This window comes from Azospirillum tabaci, from assembly GCF_014596085.1.
GTDB classification, from domain to species: Bacteria; Pseudomonadota; Alphaproteobacteria; order Azospirillales; family Azospirillaceae; genus Azospirillum; species Azospirillum tabaci.
Map to the genome: position 1 here is coordinate 32,230 of NZ_JACCJY010000036.1, position 19,420 is coordinate 51,649.

The window sequence follows — 19,420 nt, forward strand, 5'->3', positions numbered from 1 at the left end:
CCTTCGGCGCCCCCCTCATCCTTAACCTTCTCCCCAGGGGGGAGAAGGGATAGGGCAAGGGCTCCTTACTTTTTCCAGGCGATCAGCCGCCGGGCCGCTTCGGCGATGGTCTCCTCCGAGCCGGCGAAGCTAAAGCGCACGAAGCGGAGGCCGCGGGCCGGGTCGAAGTCGACGCCTGGGGTGCAGGCGATGCCGGTCTCCGCCAGGATTCGCTTGCAGAAGGCCTCGCTGTCGTCGGTCATCTCCGTCACGTCGGCGTAGATGTAGAAGGCGCCGTCGGCCGGAGCCAGCTTGTCGAACCCGGCCTTCGGCAGTTCCCTCAGCAGAAGCTCGCGGTTGCGGGCGTAACGAGCGACGTGGCCGTCCAGTTCCTCGGTGCAGGTGAAGGCGGCGACCGCGGCGGCCTGCGACAGGCTGGGGGCGGAGATGAACAGGTTCTGGGCGAGGCATTCGACCGAGCGGATCAGGTCGTCCGGAACGATCATCCAGCCGAGCCGCCAGCCGGTCATCGAGAAATACTTGGAGAAGCTGTTCACCACCAGCGCGCTGTCGCTGACCTCCGCGGCGGTGACGGCCTCCGGCCCGTACGTCAGCCCGTGGTAGATCTCGTCGGAGACGAGGCGCACGCCCTTGGCGTCGCACCAGCTGGCGAGCGCGGTCAGCTCTTCGCGACTCAGCATCGTGCCGGTCGGGTTGGCCGGGCTGGCGACGATCAGGCCCTGGATGGGCGGGTCGAGCTGTTCCAGCAATTCGATGGTCGGCTGGAAGCGGTGCTCCGGCCCGGTCGGCAGTTCCACTGGCTCGACCCCGATGGCGGTCAAGGTGTGGCGGTAAGCCGGGTAGCTGGGCGAGGCCATGGCGACGCGGTCGCCCGGATCGAAGGCCGCCAGGAAGCCGAGCTGGAAGGCCCCCGAGGAGCCGGTGGTGACCACCACGCGCCGCTCCGGCACGTCGATCCCGTAACGCTCGCGGTACCAGCCGGCGATGGCCGCCCGCAGCGCCGGGATGCCCAGCGCGCCGGTGTAGCCCAGCACGTCGGCGTCGAGCATGCGGTGGGCGGCCTCCAGCACGCCCTTCGGCGCGCCGGTCGAGGGCTGCCCGACCTCCATGTGCAGGACCTCAAGGCCGGCGGCTTCGCGCTCGGCAGCGGCGCGCATCACTTCCATGACGAAGAAGGGCGGGATGGCGCCCCGTTTGGAGACTTTGGGTGCTTTGCTCATGATTCCAGACTTCTGAACATCAACGCTCGGTTTCGACCAGGATGCCCAGGGCGTGGGCGCGTGGGTCGGCGGCGATCTGGCATTCCTTCCAGCCGCTCTCCATCGAGGTCTGGCAGGTGACGAAGGTGGCGCGGCCCGGCCCGCTCGCGGCGCGGCTGGCGCGGATGGCGGCGCCCGGTTCCTTGTCCAGCGCGGCGGGCAAGGCAGCGGTCAGCAGGGCGGCGGGAGCGGCGGCCGGGCCGTCGTTGCCGGCGGCGCTGGCCGCCCCCGCGAACTGGGTGCGGCCGACAATGGCGTTGGTCAGCAGGGCGGGCGCGCCGAAGCCGGCGCCGTCCACCCCGCGGGCACCCAGCAGGCCGGTGCCCGGCACCATGCGGCCGGTGCCGAAGGGTGCCCCCATGGTGAAGGAGCAGGCGACGCCGTTCTCCTCATGGTCGATCACGACGAGGCCGGCGCCGGGCGTGGAGGCCCCACTGCCGGTGGCGCCCAGCGCCTGGGCCACGCGGGCCGCGCGCTGGTCGGACGGCAGGTCGGCGGTGGCGTTCCAGGCGGCGGTCAGGGCGGCGCCGTTGTTGGTCTCGGGAAGCTGGGCGAAATGCATCGACACGATGCCCAGCGGAACGGCGGCGGTGCCGGTCCAGCGCGGCTGGAAGCCGCGGATGGTCGCGGGGTCGATGGCGGCGGCCTGGGCCACGGCACCACCCAGCGGCCCGCCATACATCGCGGCGATGCCGCTGCGGCGCACCTGCGACAGGGTTGCGGCCAGCTCCGGCTGGCTCAGCGGCGCGCCCTCGGCCAGCGGTGCGCCGGTCGGCAGGAAGACGCGGCGCGCCTCCGGGTCGGCGGACAGGCGGGCGGCGGAGTCGGCGAGGTCGCGGGCCAGCGCCCGGCTGACCGGGGTGGAGCGGGCGAGTTGCTCGGCCGGGACCACGGCCTGCTCCCAGCGCATCGCCCCCGTGGCGGCCTGGAGCGCGTAGACGCCGCGCAGGAAGCCGGGCTGGGCCGCCCCTCCAGCGCCGACGGACCGGGGGAGGAAGTCGAGCGTGCGGGTTTCCTTCTTCGCGGCGTCGAACACCACGCAGACGCCGCCGCCGGTCATCCCGACGCGCGACGGCAGGGTGACGGCCATTGCCATCGCCATGGCGGTGGCGGCGTCGCCGGCCTTGCCGCCCTGGGCGATGATGTCGCGCCCGATCTCCGCCGCGCGCGGCTCGTCGGCCGCGACGAAGCTTTGGGCCGGGGCGCCCGTGCGGTATTTCGTGTTGACGCAGCCACCCACCAGCGATGCGGCTATGGCAATCACGCCCAACCCTTGCCAGATTCGGCGGGTGGAATGGGGCGCCCGGGCCGGCATCTTGACCGGCTGCCCGGTGTCCCGGTGTGCGGAGGAAGAAACGGTGCGCAAGCCCAGCAGGCTGGTTTCGGTCATCGCCATGGTTGCCGTGATGGTTCTGTCGTGGTCGCCGCCCGCGGGCGCGCAGCGGCGCCAGGAGATGCAATTCCTGAGCGACGCCGAGACGGAACATATCATCCGCGACATGGCGCGGCCAATCTTCCAGGCCGCCGGCATCGATCCGGACGCGGTGAACATCGTTCTGGTCAACGACAACACCATGAACGCCTTCGTCGCGGGCGGGCAGAACATCTTCCTGCACACCGGCCTGCTGCTGGGGCTGGAGGACGCCGGGCAGCTCATCGGCGTGATCGCGCACGAAACCGGCCACATCGCCGGGGGCCATCTGGTCCGCGGGTCGGAGGCGATGGAGAACGCCTTCCTGTCCTCGCTGATCGGCATGGGCATCGGCATCGTCGGCGGCATCGCCGCGGGCAACGCCGGGGCCGGTGCGGCGGGCGTCATGCTGGGTCAGCATCTGGCGGAGCGCAACTTCCTGTCCTTCTCGCGCAGCCAGGAATCCTCGGCCGACCAGGCGGGCCTGTCCTACATGGAGCAGTCGGGCATCTCGGCGGAGGGGCTGGTCACCTTCCTGGAGAAGCTGGGCGCCGCCGACGATCCGCTTTTGGTGGACCGCGACGCCGGCTACCGCCGCACCCACCCGCTGACCCGCGAGCGCATCGAGACGGTGCGCAATTTCGTGGAGCGGTCACGGGCCGGTAAGAAGCCGGTCCCGGCGCAGTGGAACGAGGAGTTCCGCCGCATCCAGGCCAAGCTCTACGCCTATCTCGACCCCAACGGGGCGCTGCGCCGCTACAAGGCGGACGACCCGTCCTTCGTGGCGCGCTACGGCCGGGCCTACGCCTATTTCCGGCGCGGCGAGGTCCGGCAGGCATTGCCGCTGGTCGACGGGCTGATCGCCCAGGAGCCGAAGAACGCCTTCCTTTACGAGATGAAGGGCGACCTGATGCTGCAGAACGGGCGGGCGGTGGACGCCGCCGCCCCCTACCGCAAGGCGATCGAACTGGAGCCGGACGCCGGCAGCATCCGCGTCTCGCTGGCCCATTCCCTGATGGAGCAGAACGACAGCCGGCTGGCCGACGAGGCGCTCCGCAACCTTCAGGTGGCGTCCAAGACGCAGGCGCAGTCGGCCTTCCTGTGGCGGTTGATGGCCCAGGCCTGGAGCATGAAGGGCAACGCCGGCATGGTCGCCTACGCCACCGCCGAGGAGGCCTTCGCCCGCGGCGACAAGCCGATGGCCCGCTTCCAGGCGGAGCGGGCGGAGAAGCTGCTGCCCGCCGGCTCCCCCGGCTGGCTGCGCGCCCAGGACATCCGCGGGCAGGCGGGCGGCAAGTGAGGCTCCTCCGTTCGCACGGCGCACAGCCGTCTTGCCTGACCCCGCCGTCCCGGTCCACAGTATCGCCCCGATTCGCGCCGTTTTGGCTCCCCACGAGAGAGTTCGACATGACCCGCTTCCGCCCCGCCGCCCTGGCGCTCGCCGCCGCGCTGGCCCTCCCGACGGGGCTGCTGGCCCCCGCCCTCCAGGCGCAGAGCCCGATGGACGACGCGCAGCGCAAGGCCGTCGAGGAGGTGGTGCGCGACTACATCCTGAAGAACCCGGAAATCATCCTGGAGGCCGTGGACTCGCTCCAGAAGCGCCAGAAGGTGGCCGAGGAGCAGAAGGCCAAGGCGGCGCTGGCCGACAACAAGGCGGCGCTGTTCCAGAACCCCGCCGATCCGGTCGCCGGCAACCCCAAGGGCGACGTGACGGTGGTCGAGTTCTTCGACTACCAGTGCGGCTACTGCAAGGCCGTGCAGGCCGACACCGAGCGCCTGATCAAGGACGACGGCAAGCTGCGCTTCGTCTTCAAGGAGTTCCCGATCCTCAGCCCGGCCTCGCTGACCGCGTCCAAGGCGGCCCTGGCGTCGCGCGGGCAGGGCAAGTATCTGGAGTTCCACAACGCCCTGATGGCCCACCGCGGCCAGCTCGACGACGACGTGATCCAGCGGCTGGCCAAGTCGGTCGGGCTGGACACCGACAGGCTGAAGAAGGACATGAACAGCCCCGAGGTGCTGAAGGTCATCGCCGCCAACCAGGCGCTGGCCGAGGAGCTGGGCATCCGCGGCACCCCGGCCTTCGTCATCGGCGACGAGCTGGTCCCCGGCGCCATCAAGCTGGACCAGATGAAGGAACTCGTCGCCGCGGCCCGCAAGGGCTGAGGCAGGGACGAGAAATGACGATGACCAAGCCGACCACCGTCGTCTTCGACATCGGCCAAGTGCTCATCGAATGGGACCCGCGGCATCTCTACCGCGAGCTGTTCGACGGGTACGAGGACCTGATGGAGGACTTCCTCGACAATGTGTGCACCCCCGCCTGGAACCTGGAGCAGGACCGCGGCCGCCCGTGGGACGAGGCGGTCGCCGTCCTGACCGCCGAGTTCCCCGACTGCCGCGAACTGATCCGCGCCTATCACGAGCGGTGGGAGGAGATGGTGCCCGGCCCCATGGCCGGGACCCCGGAGATCCTGATGGAGCTGAAGCAGCGCGGGACGCCGCTCTACTCCATCACCAACTTCTCGTCGGAGAAGCTGGCGCTGACCCGCAGGCGCTTCGATTTCCTGAACGTCTTCGACGGGATCATCGTGTCCGGCGATGAGAGGCTGGTGAAGCCGGACCCGGCGATCTTCCAACGCCTGCTGGACCGTTACGGCTTGGCGGCGGCGGACTGCTATTTCATCGACGACAGCCCCGCCAACGTCGAGGCTGCCCGCGTCCTCGGCATGACGGCGCATCGTTTCTCCGGCGCCGCCAGCCTGCGCGCCGAACTGGAGGAGCTGGGGCTTCTGTAGCCCCAGCCTTTCTTACGCCGCGTCGCCCGGATAGCGGATGGCGACGACCTCGATCTGCTCCAGCCCGGCGGGGGTGCGCAGATCGACCACATCGCCTTCCTGCGCCTTCAGCAGGGCGCGGGCGATGGGCGAAATCCAGCTCACATGGGCGCGGTCCATGTCCACCTCGTCGGCGCCGACGATGGTGATGGTGTTTTCCGTCCCGTCCTCCCGCGCGTAGGTGACGGTGGCGCCGAAGAACACGCGGTCGCGGTTCTTCTGGAGGGTTGGGTCCACCACCTCCGCCGATTCCAGGCGCTTGGTCAGGAAGCGGATGCGCCGGTCGATCTCGCGCAGGCGCTTCTTGCCGTAAATGTAGTCGCCGTTTTCCGAGCGGTCGCCGTTGCCGGCCGCCCAGGACACCACCTCGACCACCTTCGGGCGCTCGACGCGCAGCAGCGAGCGCAGCTCCTCCTGCATGCGCTGGAAGCCTTCGGGCGTCATGTAGTTCTTCACGCCCTTGGGCAAGGGTTTGGGATCGTCGGCCTCGTCGTCGTCGCCGGCGGAGTCGTTCTCCCGGGTGAAGGCCTTGCTCATGGTCGGGACCCTTCGCGGTTCTCAGGAAAAGGAAAAGGCGCCGCGAGGCGCCTTTTCCAGTCTTTACGGCGATGAAGCGCGCTTAGCGGCTCCACCAACCCCGGCGCGGCTTGGCCTCCGGGGCGGCGTTGGCGCTGGCCGGCTCGTCGGCCGGGGCGGGCAGCGCCTCGCTGACCGCCGGAGCGGGTGCGGCCTCGGCGGGAGCGTCCGCCGCGGTCTTGCGCTTGCGCGCCGGGCGCTTCTTCGCCTCTTCGGCGACCGGAGCCGCAACCGGCGCCGGAGCGGGCGCGGCCTCGGCGGGAGCGTCCGCCGCGGTCTTGCGCTTGCGCGCCGGGCGCTTCTTCGCCTCCTCGGCGACCGGGGCCGCAACCGGCGCCGGGGCAGGGGCAGCCTCGACGGCCGCGGTCTTCGCCTTGCGGCTGCGCGACGGCTTGGCCGGCTGCGGAGCGGTTTCCTCCGGAACGGCGACGGCCTTCGCGGTGGCCTTGCCACCCTTGGCGGCGCCCTTCGCGGCGCGCTTCGGCTTGGCGGGGGCCGCTTCCGGCTCCGCCGTCACCGACTCGGCAGCCTCCGCGGCGGTCGCCTTGGCGCGGCCACGGCGCGGCTTGCGGGCCGGAGCCTCCTCCGTGGCAGCCTCCGCGGCCGGAACCTCCGCGGCGGTGTCCGCCGTGGTTTCCGGAGCGGTCTCGGCGGCCACCGCGCTGGTCAGGACCCAGTCGAACTCGACCGGTTCCATGTCCGCCGGCAGCTCCGGCGGGTTGACGGCGCGGCCGGCCTCGACGGCGGTCGGGAAGGACTCGGCTTCCGCTTCGCCCTCGGCGCCATCTTCCGATTCGGCGGCGGGCAGGCCCTCGCCGGCCTCCAGGCCCTCGCGCTGGCGGGACCGCCGGCGACCACCGCGCTTGCCGCGGCGGCGCTTCTTGCGCTCGCCATTGCCGTCGCCGTTCGGCTCGAACGCGTCGACGCCGTCGTCCGCCTCGGAGGCGGCCAGATCGGCATCCTCGTCCTCGTCGTCTTCGATGTGGGCGGGGCCGACATCGACGTCGCTGATGACGAACTCCGGAGCCTCGATCTGGGCGCGCTCGATCGCTTCCTCGTCGATCGCCGTCTCGTCAGCATCGGCGGCATCGGCTTCGACCTCGTCGCCCTCGGTCGCCTCGGCGGACTCGCCGAACGGCGCGCGGCCATCCTCGCGGTCACGCCCGCGGCCACGGCGGCGGCGGCGGCGGCGGCGGCGGTCGCCCTCGCTCTCCCCGGCGGCTTCGGCGCGCTCCGGCACCTCGGCCTCGACGGCTTCCACGACGGGCGCCTCCTCCTCGGCCTCCTCGGCCTCGGCGGCCAGGATGCGGTCGGTCTCGGCCAGCACGCGCTCGGCGCTGACCAGCGGCACGTCGTCTTCCGGCGTGCGGGCCTTCACGCGCTCAAGCCGCAGGTCCGGCGCGATCAGCGTGTCGTCGGCCTGGACCATGACGCGGAACCGGTAGCGGTCCTCGATCTTGGTCAGTTCGCCGCGCTTCTGGTTGAGGATGTAGAGCGCGATGCGGGTCGGCACGAAGACGGTGATCTCCGACGACCGCTTGCGGATGCCCTCCTCCTCGATGGCGCGCAGCACGTGCAGCGAGGCGGACTCCACCGAGCGGATGACGCCGGTGCCGGAGCAGTGCGGGCAGCGCTCGAAGTTGGTTTCCAGCAGCGACGGGCGCAGGCGCTGGCGCGACAGCTCCAGCAAGCCGAAGGCGGAGATGCGGCCGAGCTGGATGCGCGCCCGGTCGTTCTTCATCGCCTCCTTCAGGCGGCGCTCCACCGCGGCGTTGTTGCGGGGCTCCTCCATGTCGATGAAATCGATCACGATGAGGCCCGCGAGGTCGCGCAGGCGAAGCTGGCGCGCCACCTCGTCGGCGGCTTCGAGGTTGGTCTTGTAGGCCGTTTCCTCGATGTTGCGCTCGCGCGTCGACTTGCCCGAGTTGACGTCGATGGAAACCAGCGCCTCGGTCGGGTTGATGACGATGTAGCCGCCCGAGCGGAGCTGCACGACCGGGCTGTGGATCGCGTCGATCTGCGTTTCCACCTGATAGCGGTGGAACAGCGGGATCGTCTCGTCCTGGTACTGCATGACGCGCTTGGTGTGGCTCGGCATCATCATGCGCATGAAGTCGCGCGCGGTGTTGAAGCCGGCGCTGCCCTCCACCCAGATCTCGTCGATGTCGTCGGTGTAGAGATCGCGGATCGAGCGCTTGATGAGGTTCGCCTCTTCATAGATGAGGCAGGGCGCGGAGGATTTCAGCGTCTGGACGCGGATGTCGTCCCACAGGCGCAGCAAGTATTCGAGATCGCGCTTGATTTCCTGCTTGGAGCGCTCCAGCCCCGCGGTGCGCAGGATGACCGCCATACCTTCCGGAACGTCCAGGTCGGACAGGATGTCCTTCAGACGCTTGCGGTCGGCGGGGTTGGTGATCTTGCGGGAAATCCCGCCGCCGCGGCCCGTGTTGGGCATCAGCACGCAGTAGCGGCCCGGCAGCGACAGGTAGGTGGTCAGCGCGGCGCCCTTGTTTCCGCGCTCCTCCTTGGTCACCTGGACCAGCATGACCTGCCGGCGCTTGATGACCTCCTGGATCTTGTAGCTGCGCAACGGGCGGGCGCGGCGGCGGTGGGCCTCCTCGACCTCGTCCCCGCCGATGACGTCCGGGCTTTCAGCCTGGGCGGCGCCTTCCGGAGCCTCCTCCGAATCCGCGGCCTCATCCGAACCGGCGTCCGTGGCGAAGGCCGGGATGTCGCCCTCGAAACCATCGCCTTCGGCCTCCGCGTAGGAGCCGGGCATCGGAGAGTTTTCCTCGACCACCATCTCCGGGCGGATCGGCTCGGCCATCACGGCGCCGTCGGCGGCGGCCTCGGCGCGGGCCTCGGCCTGCTCCTCCAGCCGGCGTTCCTCGGCCAGCAGGGCCTCACGGTCGGCGATCGGGATGCGGTAATAGTCGGGATGGATTTCCGAGAAGGCCAGGAAGCCGTGGCGGTTCCCGCCATATTCCACGAAGGCCGCCTGAAGCGACGGCTCGACCCGGGTCACCTTGGCAAGGTAGATGTTGCCCTTGAGTTGCTTCCGGGTGGCGATTTCGAAGTCGAGGTCTTCGAGTCTGTTCCCATTGACCACGGCAACCCGGGTTTCCTCCGGGTGCGTGGCGTCCACCAGCATGCGCTTGGCCATACAAGATCCCCATGACGCCCCAGGCCGCCCGCGCGACGGACAAGCCGCCAGGGCGCGTCATCGTTGTGAGCGAAGCCTGCGGAACCGGCCCCTAACCCGTCGAACGGCGCTGACGAAGCAGCCAGGACGGGTCGGGCTTCGGCCTCCGGGTTACAGCCTTGCGGCCGGCACCAGCTTCGAGGTTTCGTCCCAATCCACCGGCAACCCAGAAGCGTCACGCCCCGGACCGCGCCCGATGATGTAAATTTCGGCCGTGGGGGTCCGCGGGCGACGCTCACAGTCACCCCGGAGAGAAACCTCTCGGAAGAGTGGGCTGGTGGGTCGCGGTATGTCGCAGAGCTACCATAGACAAGCACGAAACCATGCACAACCATGCACAACGTGGAATTCGGCGAAAGTTGCCCTCCACCGCATCCGGTTCGGCGGCATTCCGCCGGGGTGGGACCGGCCCGGTGCAGTGTTGCACGAACGGCACCCTCGCCGACAATTCCGCCACGCCCCCGGACGCCACCGTTGAGCGCCTTGATTTCGCTGCGCTATAGCTGACCGCTGGCTTTGCCGGTTTGCGGTTTCTGGTGGAACGGATGCCCCGATTGCTCGCGATTGTCGCTGCGCTGGGCGCCCTTCTGGGGGCGGTCGCCCTGCCGTGCGCCCCGGCGCAGGCCCAAACCACCGCGGCGCTGCCCTTTCCGCCGCCGGTGCAGGAGCGGGTGTCCGTCCTGAACGCGCGGCTGGGCCTGCATCCCGACAAGACGCGGCTGGTTCTGGAACTCACCGACTCGGTGCCCTTCACCGTGTCGGTGCACGGCTCGCCCTACCGCGTCGTGGTCGATCTGCCGGACGTGAGCTGGCCGGGCGGCAACACGGTGATGGCGGGCAAGGGTGTGGTCGCCCGCTACCGTTTCGAGGGGCGCGACGGCGGCGCCTCCCGCCTCGTGGTGGAGACCGACGGGCCGGCGCGGGTGGTCGAGTCCTACCTCATCCCGCCGCGCGACGGCTTCAAGCCGCGCTTCGTCCTGGACGTCGCCCGCACCACCCCGGCGCAGTTCGCCGCCTCCGCCCCGGTCGCCGTTACCACGGGCACCGCCTCGGTGAGCCGCGAGGCGGCCCGCCCGCCGGCGCGCAAGGACCCCATCGTGCCGGTCGCCGCGGCTTTGCCGCCGCCGGTCCCGCCGCGGGCGGCCCCGGTGCCGGAAAAGCCGATGATTGTCGTCGATCCCGGCCATGGCGGCGTCGATCCCGGTGCGGTCGGCGTCGGCGGGGTCTATGAGAAGGACATCACGCTGGCGATGGCGCGGGAGCTGAAGCGCCAATTGGAAGGCAGCGGCCGCTACCGGGTGCGGCTGACCCGCGACAAGGACGTGTTCATCCGCCTGCGCGACCGTGTCTCCATCGCGCGGGAGTCCAACGCCGACCTGTTCCTGTCGCTGCACGCCGACAGCATCGGCTCCGCCAACATGCGCGGCCTGTCCATCTACACCCTGTCCGACCGGGCGTCCGACCGCGAGGCGGAGATGCTGGCCGCCAAGGAGAACCGGGCCGACGCGCTGGCCGGCATGGACCTGTCCTCCGAGAACGATCTGGTGGCTTCGATCCTGATCGACCTCGCCCAACGCGACACGATGAACCACTCCAAGCGCTTCGCCAACATGGCGCTGGAGCATCTTGGCCGCGAGGTCAAGCTGATCCCCAGCAAGCCGCACCGTCAGGCCGGCTTCGCCGTGCTGACCGCGCCGGACATGCCGTCCGCGCTGGTCGAGATGGGCTATCTGTCGAGTCCCCAGGACGTGAGCCTGCTGAGCAAGTCGGCCCACCGGGAGAAGCTGGGCCGCGGCATGGTCCGCACCATCGACGCCTATTTCAAATGGCTGACCGGGGCGCAGAAGAGCTGAGGCCCATTCGAACGAAACCGGCCGCGCCGGGCACGTAGGCCCGGCGCCAGCCATGCGGGCGGAGGCGGGCGGGCATTCGCCTCGTCCGATCACCACTTTCTTGCATGCGCCTTGTGGCCGTCACATTTTCCTGACATGGCTGCGAGGGAGTCGGACTGCCGCCTCTCGCGGTGTAGGATGCCGCCCATCGGATGGTTCCGCGTCTTCCCGGTCTCTGTCCCGGACGAAGGCGGCGGGACCGCCGCCATGCCTGTCTGGGAACCGTCATGCGCTTCATTCTGTCCGCCCTGATGGCCGTCGTGATCCTCGCCCTGGCCGGGGCGGGGGGGCTGGTCTACATGCTGGACCATTACGATCACGAACTGCCGGACTACACCAAGCTCGCCAACTACGAACCGCCGGTGACCACCCGCGTCCATGCGGGCGACGGACGCCTGCTGGCGGAGTTCGCGTCGGAAAAGCGCGTGTTCGTCCCCATCGACGCCATGCCGAAGCGCGTGACCAACGCCTTCCTGTCCGCCGAGGACAAGAACTTCTACGACCACAAGGGCATCGACCCGGTCGGCATCGCCCGCGCCATCCTGACCAACGTGGAGAATCTCGGCCGCGACCGCCGGCCGATGGGCGCCTCGACGATCACGCAGCAGGTCGCCAAGAACATGCTGCTGACCAACGAGGTGTCCTTCTCGCGCAAGATCAAGGAAGCGATTCTGGCGATCCGCATCGAGCGGGCCTTCAGCAAGGATCGCATCCTCGAGCTGTACCTGAACGAGATCTTCCTGGGATACCGCTCCTACGGCGTGGCGGCGGCCGCGCTGAACTACTTCAACAAGGCGCTGGACGAGCTGGACATCGAGGAGGCGGCCTATCTGGCGGCCCTGCCCAAGGCGCCCAGCAACTACCATCCGGAACGCCAGCGCGACGCCGCCCTGGCGCGGCGCAACTGGGTGATCGGGCGCATGGCCGAGGACGGGCACATCACCCCGGAGGAAGCCAAGATCGCCCAGTCCAAGCCCCTGGTCGTGCGCAAGCGCGACGAGCAGGAGTATGTGACGTCGGAGTATTTCGCCGAGGAGGTCCGGCGCGAGCTGGTGAAGCTCTACGGCGAGCAGGCGCTCTACGAGGGCGGCCTGTCGGTCCGCGCCTCGATGGACCCGGTGCTCCAGCAGGCGGCGACCCGGGCGCTGCGCACCGGGCTGGTCCAGTACGACCGCCGGCACGGCTACCGCGGCCCGGTCGGCAAGATGGAGAACTTCGACAACTGGGCGAAGAAGCTCGCCTCCATGGCGCCGCCCGCCGGCTCCGAGGGCTGGCATCTGGCGGTGGTGCTGAAGGACGACGAGGCGGCGGCGCTCGACATCGGCCTGCCGGATGGCTCGCGCGGCCGGGTGCCGCTGGCCGAGCTGCGCTGGGCGCGGGCGCAGCGCGACGACAACCGGCTCGGCCCGGAGATCCGCCGCCCCTCCGACGTCGCCAAGCTGGGCGACCTGATCCTGGTGGAGCCCGCCGGCAAGGACGAGAAGGGCAAGGAGCCGCCTCCGGGCACCTACGCCCTGCGTCAGGTTCCGGCGGTGCAGGGCGGTCTGGTCGCGCTCGATCCGCACACCGGCCGCGTGCTCGCCATGGTCGGCGGCTTCTCCCCGCACATGAGCTCCTTCAACCGCGCCACCCAGGCGATGCGGCAGCCGGGCTCCTCCTTCAAGCCCTTCGTCTATCTGACGGCGCTGAACCAGGGCTTCACCCCGTCCTCTCTGGTGATGGACGCCCCGTTCGAGTATGACCCCGGCCACGGCCAGCCGATCTGGCGGCCGGAGAACTACAGCCACGAGTTCTACGGCCCGACGCCCCTGCGCGCCGGCATCGAGAAGTCGCGGAACGTCATGACCGTCCGTCTTGCCCAGGCCGTCGGCATGGACAAGGTGAAGGCGCTGGCCGAGAATTTCGGCATCACCGACAACCTGCAGCCCTATCTGCCGATGTCGCTGGGAGCGGGGGAGACGACGGTGCTGCGTCTCGCCACCGCCTACGCCATGCTGGCCAACGGCGGCAAGCGGGTGAATCCGACCTTCATCGACCGGGTGCAGGACCGCAACGGCAAGACCGTCTTCCGCCATGACACGCGCCCCTGCGCCTCCTGCAACCAGGTGGCCTGGAACGACGGGCTGGCCGTTCCCGCCGTCGCCGACACGCGGGAGCAGGTGAACGACCCGCGCACCGTCTATCAGATGGTCTCCATGCTGGAGGGCGTGGTCCAGCGCGGCACGGCGACGAAGCTGCTGTCGCTGGGCAAGCCGCTGGCCGGCAAGACCGGCACGACCAACGACAGCCATGACGCGTGGTTCATGGGCTTCTCGCCCAACCTCGTGGTCGGCACCTACATCGGCTTCGACCAGCCGCGCTCGCTGGGCGCCAAGGAGACCGGCGGCTCGGCGGCGGTGCCGGTGTTCAAGGACGTGATGGAGGTGGCGCTGAAGGACCAGCCGGCCACGCCCTTCCGCGTGCCGCGCGGCCTGCGCCTCGTCCGCGTCAACCCGGAGAACGGGCGCCTCGCCCAGCCCGGCGAGCGCAAGGCGATCTGGGAGGCCTTCATCCCCGGCACGGAGCCGAACCCCGACCAGCCACAGATGGTGCTGGACGGCTCGGCCCACGCGGCGGACGGCGGCTGGACCGGTGGGGTGCCCGGCGGCGATCCGGCGGCCCAGCAGCAGCCGGGCGGCTGGGGCGCTCCGGCGGCTCCGCCCTCGGCGGCGACGGTGGGCACCGGCGGCCTCTACTGACCAAGTCGGTTCGGCAAAGAAAAGCCCCGCTTCCCGGTTCGGGAGGCGGGGCTTTTCCTTTGTGCGGAGTTTCAGGGCCGTGCGGCGGTGTGGGTGTCCGTGCGGAGCTGGGCGATGGCGTCGGCGGGTGCCGTATCGGTGGGGCAGTCGGCGAGCGGGCGCAGCCGGTCCTCCATCCGCGCCAGCATCAGCCGGACTCCTTCCTGGTTGATGTGCAGGGCGTCCACGAAATGGGCTTCGTCCTCGACGTCGCGGCGGGCGTCGATCACCGGCACGTCGGGCGGCAGGCGGGCTTTCAGATCCTCGAAGAAGGCGTCGAAGTTGGTCACCTTCTCGATGTAGCCGGGGAAGAAGGGCGTGATGACCACGGCAACCCGCGTGCCCTTCTCCCGCGCCGTGCCGATGATGCGGTCCAGCGCGTCCCAGTTCGGCTGGAAGCCCTCCATCCGCTCCGTGGGCGCCTTTTCGAGCTGGGCCTTGAAGAAGGGCGACATGGTGCCGCTCAGCGTCCGGTCGCCAGTCGGGTGCAACCCGTCGAAGGCCAGCCGGATCGTCTGGTTGTTGTTGAAGATCAGCGTGTTGAACAGCTTGTTGGAGGCCCACATGGTGGCGTCGACCTGCCGGATGAAGCCGTCCACCCGGTCCGAGTAGTAGGCCAGCAGCGGCAGGTCGGCGAGCGCCTTGGGATCGTCGACCACGCTCGTCGGCTCGACCAGCAGCAGGCGGGGGGCGCCGTGCCGGTCGAGATAATCCTCCCACAGCAGGTCGCCGACCGTGGTGGGGGCGCCGCCCATGCCCAGGTTCAGCACCCGCCCGCAGGTCAGCGCCTGCACCTCCTCCACCGGGAAGTGGTTGTCGGCGCGGGAGTTGCCCAGGATCACCACGTCGGCGGGCGGCCCCTTGCGGTAGACGGTCATGAAGCGGTCCGACGACTGGAGGAGCGTGTCGCCCATCCAGGACGCCACCGCGCGGTCCATGGCGACCACCATGCCCAGGATCAGTCCGATGGCGGCCAAAAGGCGGATCATGGTTTGGGCTCCCTCAGAACTGGAAATAGATGAAGGATCGGTTGGCGAAATTGCCGAAGAGCAGGAGCATCAGGATCAGCGTGGCGCAGCCGGCGGAACGGACCACGACGTTGACCCCGGCGTAGCGGCGCCCGGCCCCGAACTCGATCATCGCGTCGATCATCAGCACGACGAGACCGAACAGGGCGACGCGGACCAGATAGCTCATCTGCTGCATGCCGCGCGGCAGGCTGAAATCGCCCTCGGCGATGATGCCGAGGATGGTCCGCACCGTGTGCATGTCGTCGGCGCGGAAGGGCAGCCAGGTCAGCGTGATCAGAAGGAAGACCAGCCCGACGGTCAGCAGCTTGCCCGCCACCAGCGGCGCGCCGCTCAGCCGCAGCGGGCTGCGCTTGGCCAGCCAGCGCACGCCGTCCTCCGCTGCCATCAGGGTGGCGTGCATGGCGCCCCACAGGACGAAGGTCCAGGCGGCCCCGTGCCACAGGCCGGACACCAGCATCACGATGGTCAGGTTGCGGATGCGCAGCCAGTGGGTGCGCCCGCCGCCCATCGGGATGTAGACGTAGTCGCGGAACCATGTGGACAGCGAAATGTGCCAGCGCCGCCAGAAGTCCTTCATGCCCATGGCGAAGTAGGGGCGGGCGAAGTTCTGGCAGAGCGTGTAGCCGAAGATCTGCGCCAGACCGATGGCGATCAGCGAGTAGCCGGCGAAGTCGCCGTAGATCTGGAGCGAAAAGCAGATCAGACCGATGACGTGGTTCAGCGCGTTGAAGAACTCCGGCTGGGCGAAGCGCGCGTCGACCACGGCGGCGGCGTTGTCGGCCAGACCCAGCTTGAGGAAATAGCCCCAGATGATCTTCTCCAGCCCGGCGAAGCGGAAGGCGAAGCTGACGTCGTGGCGCGGGCCGTTCTGGATCTGCGGCAGCAGGTCGCGCGCCCGGACGATCGGCCCGGCGACGAGCTGCGGGAAGAAGGCGACGAAGGTCGCGTAGCGCAGCAGCGACCGCTCCGGCTTCTCCAGATGGCCGAGATAGAGATCCAGCGTGTAGCTGAGATTCTGGAAGGTGTAGAAGGAAATGCCGACCGGCAGGATGATGGACAGCGTGCGGTGCCCGACGTCGAGGCCGAGCGAGGCCAGCGCCACCTGCGCGCTGTCGATGAAGAAGTTGAAGTATTTGAAAAAGAACAGGATCGCCAGATTGGTCGCCACGCTGATCTGCATGAAGATGCGCGCGGTGGCCCGGTTCGGCGCGTCGGCGATGCGCAGACCGCAATAGAAGTCGAGCAGCGTCGTGCCGGCGAGCAGCAGGCAGAAGCGGTAATCCCAGAAGCCGTAGAAGATGTAGCTGGACACCAGCAGCAGCGGCGTGAACAGCCGCGTCCTGGCGAGCATCATGAAGCCCGCCGTGAAGGCCGTGATGAACAGCAGGAACCCCAGGCTGGTGAAGTTCATCGGGGGGCCACGCTATTGTTGTTGGAGAACGGGGGCGCCGACAGTCCGCGCCCGTCGAAGGACGGGCACGAACGTTGGTGACGCTATCACGGGGGGCTGCCACTTATTCGCGCCGCGAAAGTGGTTTTGCGGCGCAAAAACGGTTTCATCCGAGTGGGTTGGGCGGGTGTCCCGGTGACGGGGCGGCGCTCCGGCGGGTTACCGTTCCGGATCGGTCCAGCGTCGCGGAAGCCGGAGCGCCTGTGGAATAAGAGGGTGCAACGCCGCTTCCAACCCGCTACATAAGGGCCAAGACACTGGTTCAACTCTGGCTGACGAGGAGGCACTGCGATGCGGGCCGAGATCGAAGCGGCCGCCGGCGAGATTAGAGAATCGCTGGCGCTGCTGAGGAGGCATCTTTGACTGGGATAACGCGCTGCGTCGTCTCGACGAACTGAACGCCCACGCCGAAGACCCCAAGCTGTGGGACGACCCGTCCCGCGCGCAGACCATCATGCGCGAGCGCACCCAGCTCGAAAATTCCGTAAACGGTTACCGCGCGCTTGAGCGCGACCTGTCCGATAGCCTGGAGCTGATCGAGATGGGCGAGGCCGAGGGCGACGCGACCGTGGTCGCCGATGCCGAGGCCCAGCTCTACGCGCTGCGCGACCGCGCCGCGAAGCTCCAGATCGAGAGCCTGCTCTCGGGCGAGGCGGACGCCAACGACTGCTTCATCGAGGTGAACGCCGGCGCCGGCGGCACGGAGGCCCAGGATTGGGCGCTGATGCTGATGCGCATGTACCTCCGCTGGGCGGAACAGCACGGCTACAAGACGCAGTGGCTCGAGGAAAGCCCCGGCGAAGAGGCCGGCATCAAGTCCGCCACCGCGCAGATCAGCGGCCACAACGCCTATGGCTGGCTGAAGACCGAGGCCGGCGTGCACCGTCTGGTGCGCATCAGCCCGTTCGACAGCCAGGCGCGCCGCCAGACCAGCTTCGCCGCCGTCTCGGTGTCTCCGGTGATCGACGACAAGATCAACATCGAGATCAACGAGAAGGACTGCCGCATCGACACCTTCCGGGCGTCGGGCGCCGGTGGCCAGCACGTCAACAAGACGGACTCGGCGATCCGCATCACCCACCTGCCCACGGGCATCGTGGTGGCCTGCCAGCAGGAGCGCTCGCAGCACAAGAACCGCGCCAAGGCGTGGGACATGCTGCGCGCCCGCCTGTATGAGCGGGAGCTGAAGATCCGCGAGGACGCCGCCGCCGCCCTTGAGGCGACCAAGAGCGACATCGGCTGGGGCCACCAGATCCGTTCCTACGTCCTGCACCCCTACCAGATGGTGAAGGATCTGCGGACCGAGGTGGAGACCTCGCAGAGCCAGGCGGTGCTGGACGGCGACCTGGACATGTTCCTGGAGGCGGCTCTGGCCGCCCGCCTGAAGGGGCAGAGCGACGACGCCGCGGCGTGAGTGCGGTTTGGGGGTAGGTCTTGCCCCCACCCTAACCCTCCCCCGCTGCCGCAGGGGAGGGGACTTGATCCTCCCTCCCCTGCGAAGCGGGGGAGGGCCGGGGAGGGGGCAAGGCACCCCCTTTTTTTATTCCTTGGCCCTAGTTTTACCCCTTGGCCCTATTTTTACCCCTTGGGAAGAAACGCGGCCTCTGCGTTGTTGATCTCCGCAACAAGAAACGGAGAGAGACCATGAACCGCAGCCTGTTCGCCGCCTTCCTGGCCGCCACGGCCTTCGCGTCCCCGGCCTACGCCGCCTGCCCGACGGACTCGATGACGCCGGACATGTACTTCGCCTATGTCGAAGGCATCCAGAAGACCCTGACCGAGCAAGGATTCCGTCCCGGCGCGATCGACGGGAAGATCGGCCCCAACACCCGCTCCGCCATCCGCGCCTACCAGAAGGCCGCGAAGCTCCCGGTGGACGGCTGTCCGACTCAGGAGCTTCTCGACCACATCAACTTCTCCCAGCCGAAGATCTACGGACCGGGCAAGCGGTAAAATCTGCCCTCACTTCACGAAGGTCAGGTCCATCACGGACTTGGCGTCCAGCGCCTTGTCCACCTGACCTTCGGACTGCCAGAACTTCACCTGATTGATGACGTCGTCGACCAGCAGCTTGCCCTTCGGCTCGACATAGGGCAGGCCGGCGGCGACCACCTCGGGCTTCTGCTTCGTCGCCTCGGCGATGATCGCCAGCAGTTCGTCGTAGCCGGGACCCTTCACGATGGCGCCCGACGCGTCTTTGGCGTTGAAGGCGGCGTGGTATTCGGCCAGCGCGGTCAGATAGGCGCTGACGAACTTCTCCGCGAGCGGACGGCGCTGGGCGACGGTCTTCGGGCTGGTGAAGAGGGCGCCGAGCTGCCACGGCGTCTCGTCGCCGACCCAGCCCAGGATGGTGCCGGAGCCTTCGGCGGCGAGCTGGCGGGCGACCGTCACCGGGGCGATCACCGCGTCCACCTGACCGCCCTTGAAGGCGGCGACCATCTTCGGCACGTCCTGCATCGCCACCATGGTCACGTCCTTGACCGTGAAGCCGTGCTTCTGGCCGAGCAGGCCGACCATGTAATGGAAGGTGGAGCCCACGGTGGTGATGGCGATGCGCTTGCCCTTGAGGTCCGCCGGCTTGGTCAGCCCGGCGTCGTGCGCCGCCTTGGTCGCCACATAGGCGCTGAGCTGGAAGCCCGGCTCGTCGCGGCTCTGCGCCGCGATCATGGTGACGGCACCCTTGGCCGCGAGGTTGTAGAAGCCGGCCGTCAGGCCGGTGACGCCGAAATCGACGTCGCCGGAGGCCACCGCCACCGGCACCTGCTGGGCCGAGGTGAACATCTTCAGATCGACGTCCAGCCCTTCCTTCTCGAAATAGCCCTTGGACTTGGCGATGAAGATCGGGCCGGAGGAGGCCAGCGCCAGCACGCCGATGGAGGTCTTCTCCAGCCCCTGCGCCTCGGCGGCGGGCGTTCCGGCCAGCGCCAGGGCCGCAGCACCCATTGCACCCAGAACCAAACGGCGGCTCCAACGCACGACGGTCATTCT

General features: G+C 69.0%; 14 protein-coding genes. 7 read left to right on the top strand and 7 right to left on the bottom strand.

The genetic code is table 11. The features are described 5' to 3' along the window. Positions 1-65 precede the first annotated feature (65 nt). Together H0B54_RS25200 and H0B54_RS25205 are read right to left on the bottom strand one after the other, a co-directional pair. Positions 66-1,220: a pyridoxal phosphate-dependent aminotransferase gene (locus H0B54_RS25200; RefSeq protein ID WP_188262607.1), complete on the bottom strand. Its 1,155-nt coding sequence runs from the start codon at positions 1,218-1,220 to the stop codon at positions 66-68. Positions 1,221-1,239: 19 nt separating this feature from the next. Beyond that, the gene (locus H0B54_RS25205; protein WP_246472800.1) at positions 1,240-2,649 is read right to left on the bottom strand and encodes a gamma-glutamyltransferase; all 1,410 of its coding nucleotides are present in this window, start codon (positions 2,647-2,649) and stop codon (positions 1,240-1,242) included. On the opposite strand from H0B54_RS25205, the gene H0B54_RS25210 reads away from it, so the two are divergent. The 3 genes from H0B54_RS25210 to H0B54_RS25220 all read left to right on the top strand — a co-directional run bounded on the left by H0B54_RS25210 (position 2,618) and on the right by H0B54_RS25220 (position 5,465). Then, positions 2,618-3,970: a M48 family metalloprotease gene (locus H0B54_RS25210; RefSeq protein WP_247881621.1), complete on the top strand. Its 1,353-nt coding sequence runs from the start codon at positions 2,618-2,620 to the stop codon at positions 3,968-3,970. The genes H0B54_RS25205 and H0B54_RS25210 overlap by 32 nt on opposite strands. A 107-nt stretch (positions 3,971-4,077) precedes the next feature. Then, positions 4,078-4,833: a DsbA family protein gene (locus H0B54_RS25215; RefSeq protein ID WP_188262608.1), complete on the top strand. Its 756-nt coding sequence runs from the start codon at positions 4,078-4,080 to the stop codon at positions 4,831-4,833. Between the two features lie 14 nt (positions 4,834-4,847). After that, a complete protein-coding gene (locus H0B54_RS25220; protein WP_246472802.1) occupies positions 4,848-5,465 on the top strand; it encodes an HAD family hydrolase in 618 nt (205 codons plus the stop codon). Between the two features lie 12 nt (positions 5,466-5,477). Here the strand turns inward: H0B54_RS25220 and greB are convergent, their stop codons facing one another. Both greB and H0B54_RS25230 read right to left on the bottom strand, forming a co-directional pair. Next, entirely contained in the window at positions 5,478-6,041 is a 564-nt protein-coding gene (gene greB / locus H0B54_RS25225) for a transcription elongation factor GreB (protein WP_188262610.1), read from the bottom strand. Between the two features lie 82 nt (positions 6,042-6,123). Continuing rightward, entirely contained in the window at positions 6,124-9,243 is a 3,120-nt protein-coding gene (locus tag H0B54_RS25230; RefSeq protein ID WP_188262611.1) for an Rne/Rng family ribonuclease, read from the bottom strand. Between the two features lie 584 nt (positions 9,244-9,827). On the opposite strand from H0B54_RS25230, the gene H0B54_RS25235 reads away from it, so the two are divergent. Together H0B54_RS25235 and H0B54_RS25240 are read left to right on the top strand one after the other, a co-directional pair. Beyond that, complete coding sequence (locus H0B54_RS25235; RefSeq protein WP_246472804.1) at positions 9,828-11,135, top strand: N-acetylmuramoyl-L-alanine amidase; 1,308 nt, start codon at positions 9,828-9,830, stop codon at positions 11,133-11,135. 266 nt (positions 11,136-11,401) lie between these two features. Then, the gene (locus H0B54_RS25240; protein WP_188262613.1) at positions 11,402-13,912 is read left to right on the top strand and encodes a penicillin-binding protein 1A; all 2,511 of its coding nucleotides are present in this window, start codon (positions 11,402-11,404) and stop codon (positions 13,910-13,912) included. Positions 13,913-13,983: 71 nt separating this feature from the next. Here the strand turns inward: H0B54_RS25240 and H0B54_RS25245 are convergent, their stop codons facing one another. Next, positions 13,984-14,940, bottom strand: a complete 957-nt coding sequence (locus tag H0B54_RS25245) for an SGNH/GDSL hydrolase family protein (protein WP_188262614.1) — start codon at positions 14,938-14,940, stop codon at positions 13,984-13,986. A 13-nt stretch (positions 14,941-14,953) separates the two neighbouring features. After that, on the bottom strand, positions 14,954-16,393 hold the full coding sequence (locus H0B54_RS25250) for an MBOAT family O-acyltransferase (RefSeq protein ID WP_188262615.1): 1,440 nt from the start codon (positions 16,391-16,393) through the stop codon (positions 14,954-14,956). Positions 16,394-16,723: 330 nt separating this feature from the next. Between H0B54_RS25250 and prfB the strand changes: the two genes are divergently transcribed. Both prfB and H0B54_RS25260 read left to right on the top strand, forming a co-directional pair. Continuing rightward, positions 16,724-17,846 (top strand): peptide chain release factor 2 gene (prfB, locus tag H0B54_RS25255; RefSeq protein ID WP_103041137.1). Its coding sequence is split into 2 segments (ribosomal slippage): positions 16,724-16,792 and positions 16,794-17,846, totalling 1,122 coding nucleotides; the frame shifts between segments, so codons are not numbered across the junction. A 230-nt stretch (positions 17,847-18,076) separates the two neighbouring features. Beyond that, positions 18,077-18,385, top strand: coding sequence for a peptidoglycan-binding domain-containing protein (locus H0B54_RS25260; protein ID WP_094306366.1), 309 nt, complete (start codon positions 18,077-18,079; stop codon positions 18,383-18,385). Between the two features lie 9 nt (positions 18,386-18,394). On the opposite strand, the gene H0B54_RS25265 is transcribed toward H0B54_RS25260, so the two are convergent. Further along, a complete protein-coding gene (locus tag H0B54_RS25265; RefSeq protein WP_188262616.1) occupies positions 18,395-19,417 on the bottom strand; it encodes an ABC transporter substrate-binding protein in 1,023 nt (340 codons plus the stop codon). Positions 19,418-19,420: the final 3 nt, after the last annotated feature.

Excerpts from the sequence above, each read along its gene's own strand:
- H0B54_RS25235 (WP_246472804.1), top strand. The coding sequence starts at position 9,828 with ATGCCCCGATTGCTCGCGATTGTCGCTGCGCTGGGCGCCCTTCTGGGG.
- H0B54_RS25250 (WP_188262615.1), bottom strand. The coding sequence starts at position 16,393 with ATGAACTTCACCAGCCTGGGGTTCCTGCTGTTCATCACGGCCTTCACG.
- H0B54_RS25240 (WP_188262613.1), top strand. The coding sequence starts at position 11,402 with ATGCGCTTCATTCTGTCCGCCCTGATGGCCGTCGTGATCCTCGCCCTG.
- greB (WP_188262610.1), bottom strand. The coding sequence starts at position 6,041 with ATGAGCAAGGCCTTCACCCGGGAGAACGACTCCGCCGGCGACGACGAC.
- H0B54_RS25200 (WP_188262607.1), bottom strand. The coding sequence starts at position 1,220 with ATGAGCAAAGCACCCAAAGTCTCCAAACGGGGCGCCATCCCGCCCTTC.
- H0B54_RS25260 (WP_094306366.1), top strand. The coding sequence starts at position 18,077 with ATGAACCGCAGCCTGTTCGCCGCCTTCCTGGCCGCCACGGCCTTCGCG.
- H0B54_RS25230 (WP_188262611.1), bottom strand. The coding sequence starts at position 9,243 with ATGGCCAAGCGCATGCTGGTGGACGCCACGCACCCGGAGGAAACCCGG.
- H0B54_RS25205 (WP_246472800.1), bottom strand. The coding sequence starts at position 2,649 with ATGACCGAAACCAGCCTGCTGGGCTTGCGCACCGTTTCTTCCTCCGCA.
- H0B54_RS25265 (WP_188262616.1), bottom strand. The coding sequence starts at position 19,417 with ATGACCGTCGTGCGTTGGAGCCGCCGTTTGGTTCTGGGTGCAATGGGT.
- H0B54_RS25245 (WP_188262614.1), bottom strand. The coding sequence starts at position 14,940 with ATGATCCGCCTTTTGGCCGCCATCGGACTGATCCTGGGCATGGTGGTC.
- H0B54_RS25220 (WP_246472802.1), top strand. The coding sequence starts at position 4,848 with ATGACGATGACCAAGCCGACCACCGTCGTCTTCGACATCGGCCAAGTG.
- H0B54_RS25215 (WP_188262608.1), top strand. The coding sequence starts at position 4,078 with ATGACCCGCTTCCGCCCCGCCGCCCTGGCGCTCGCCGCCGCGCTGGCC.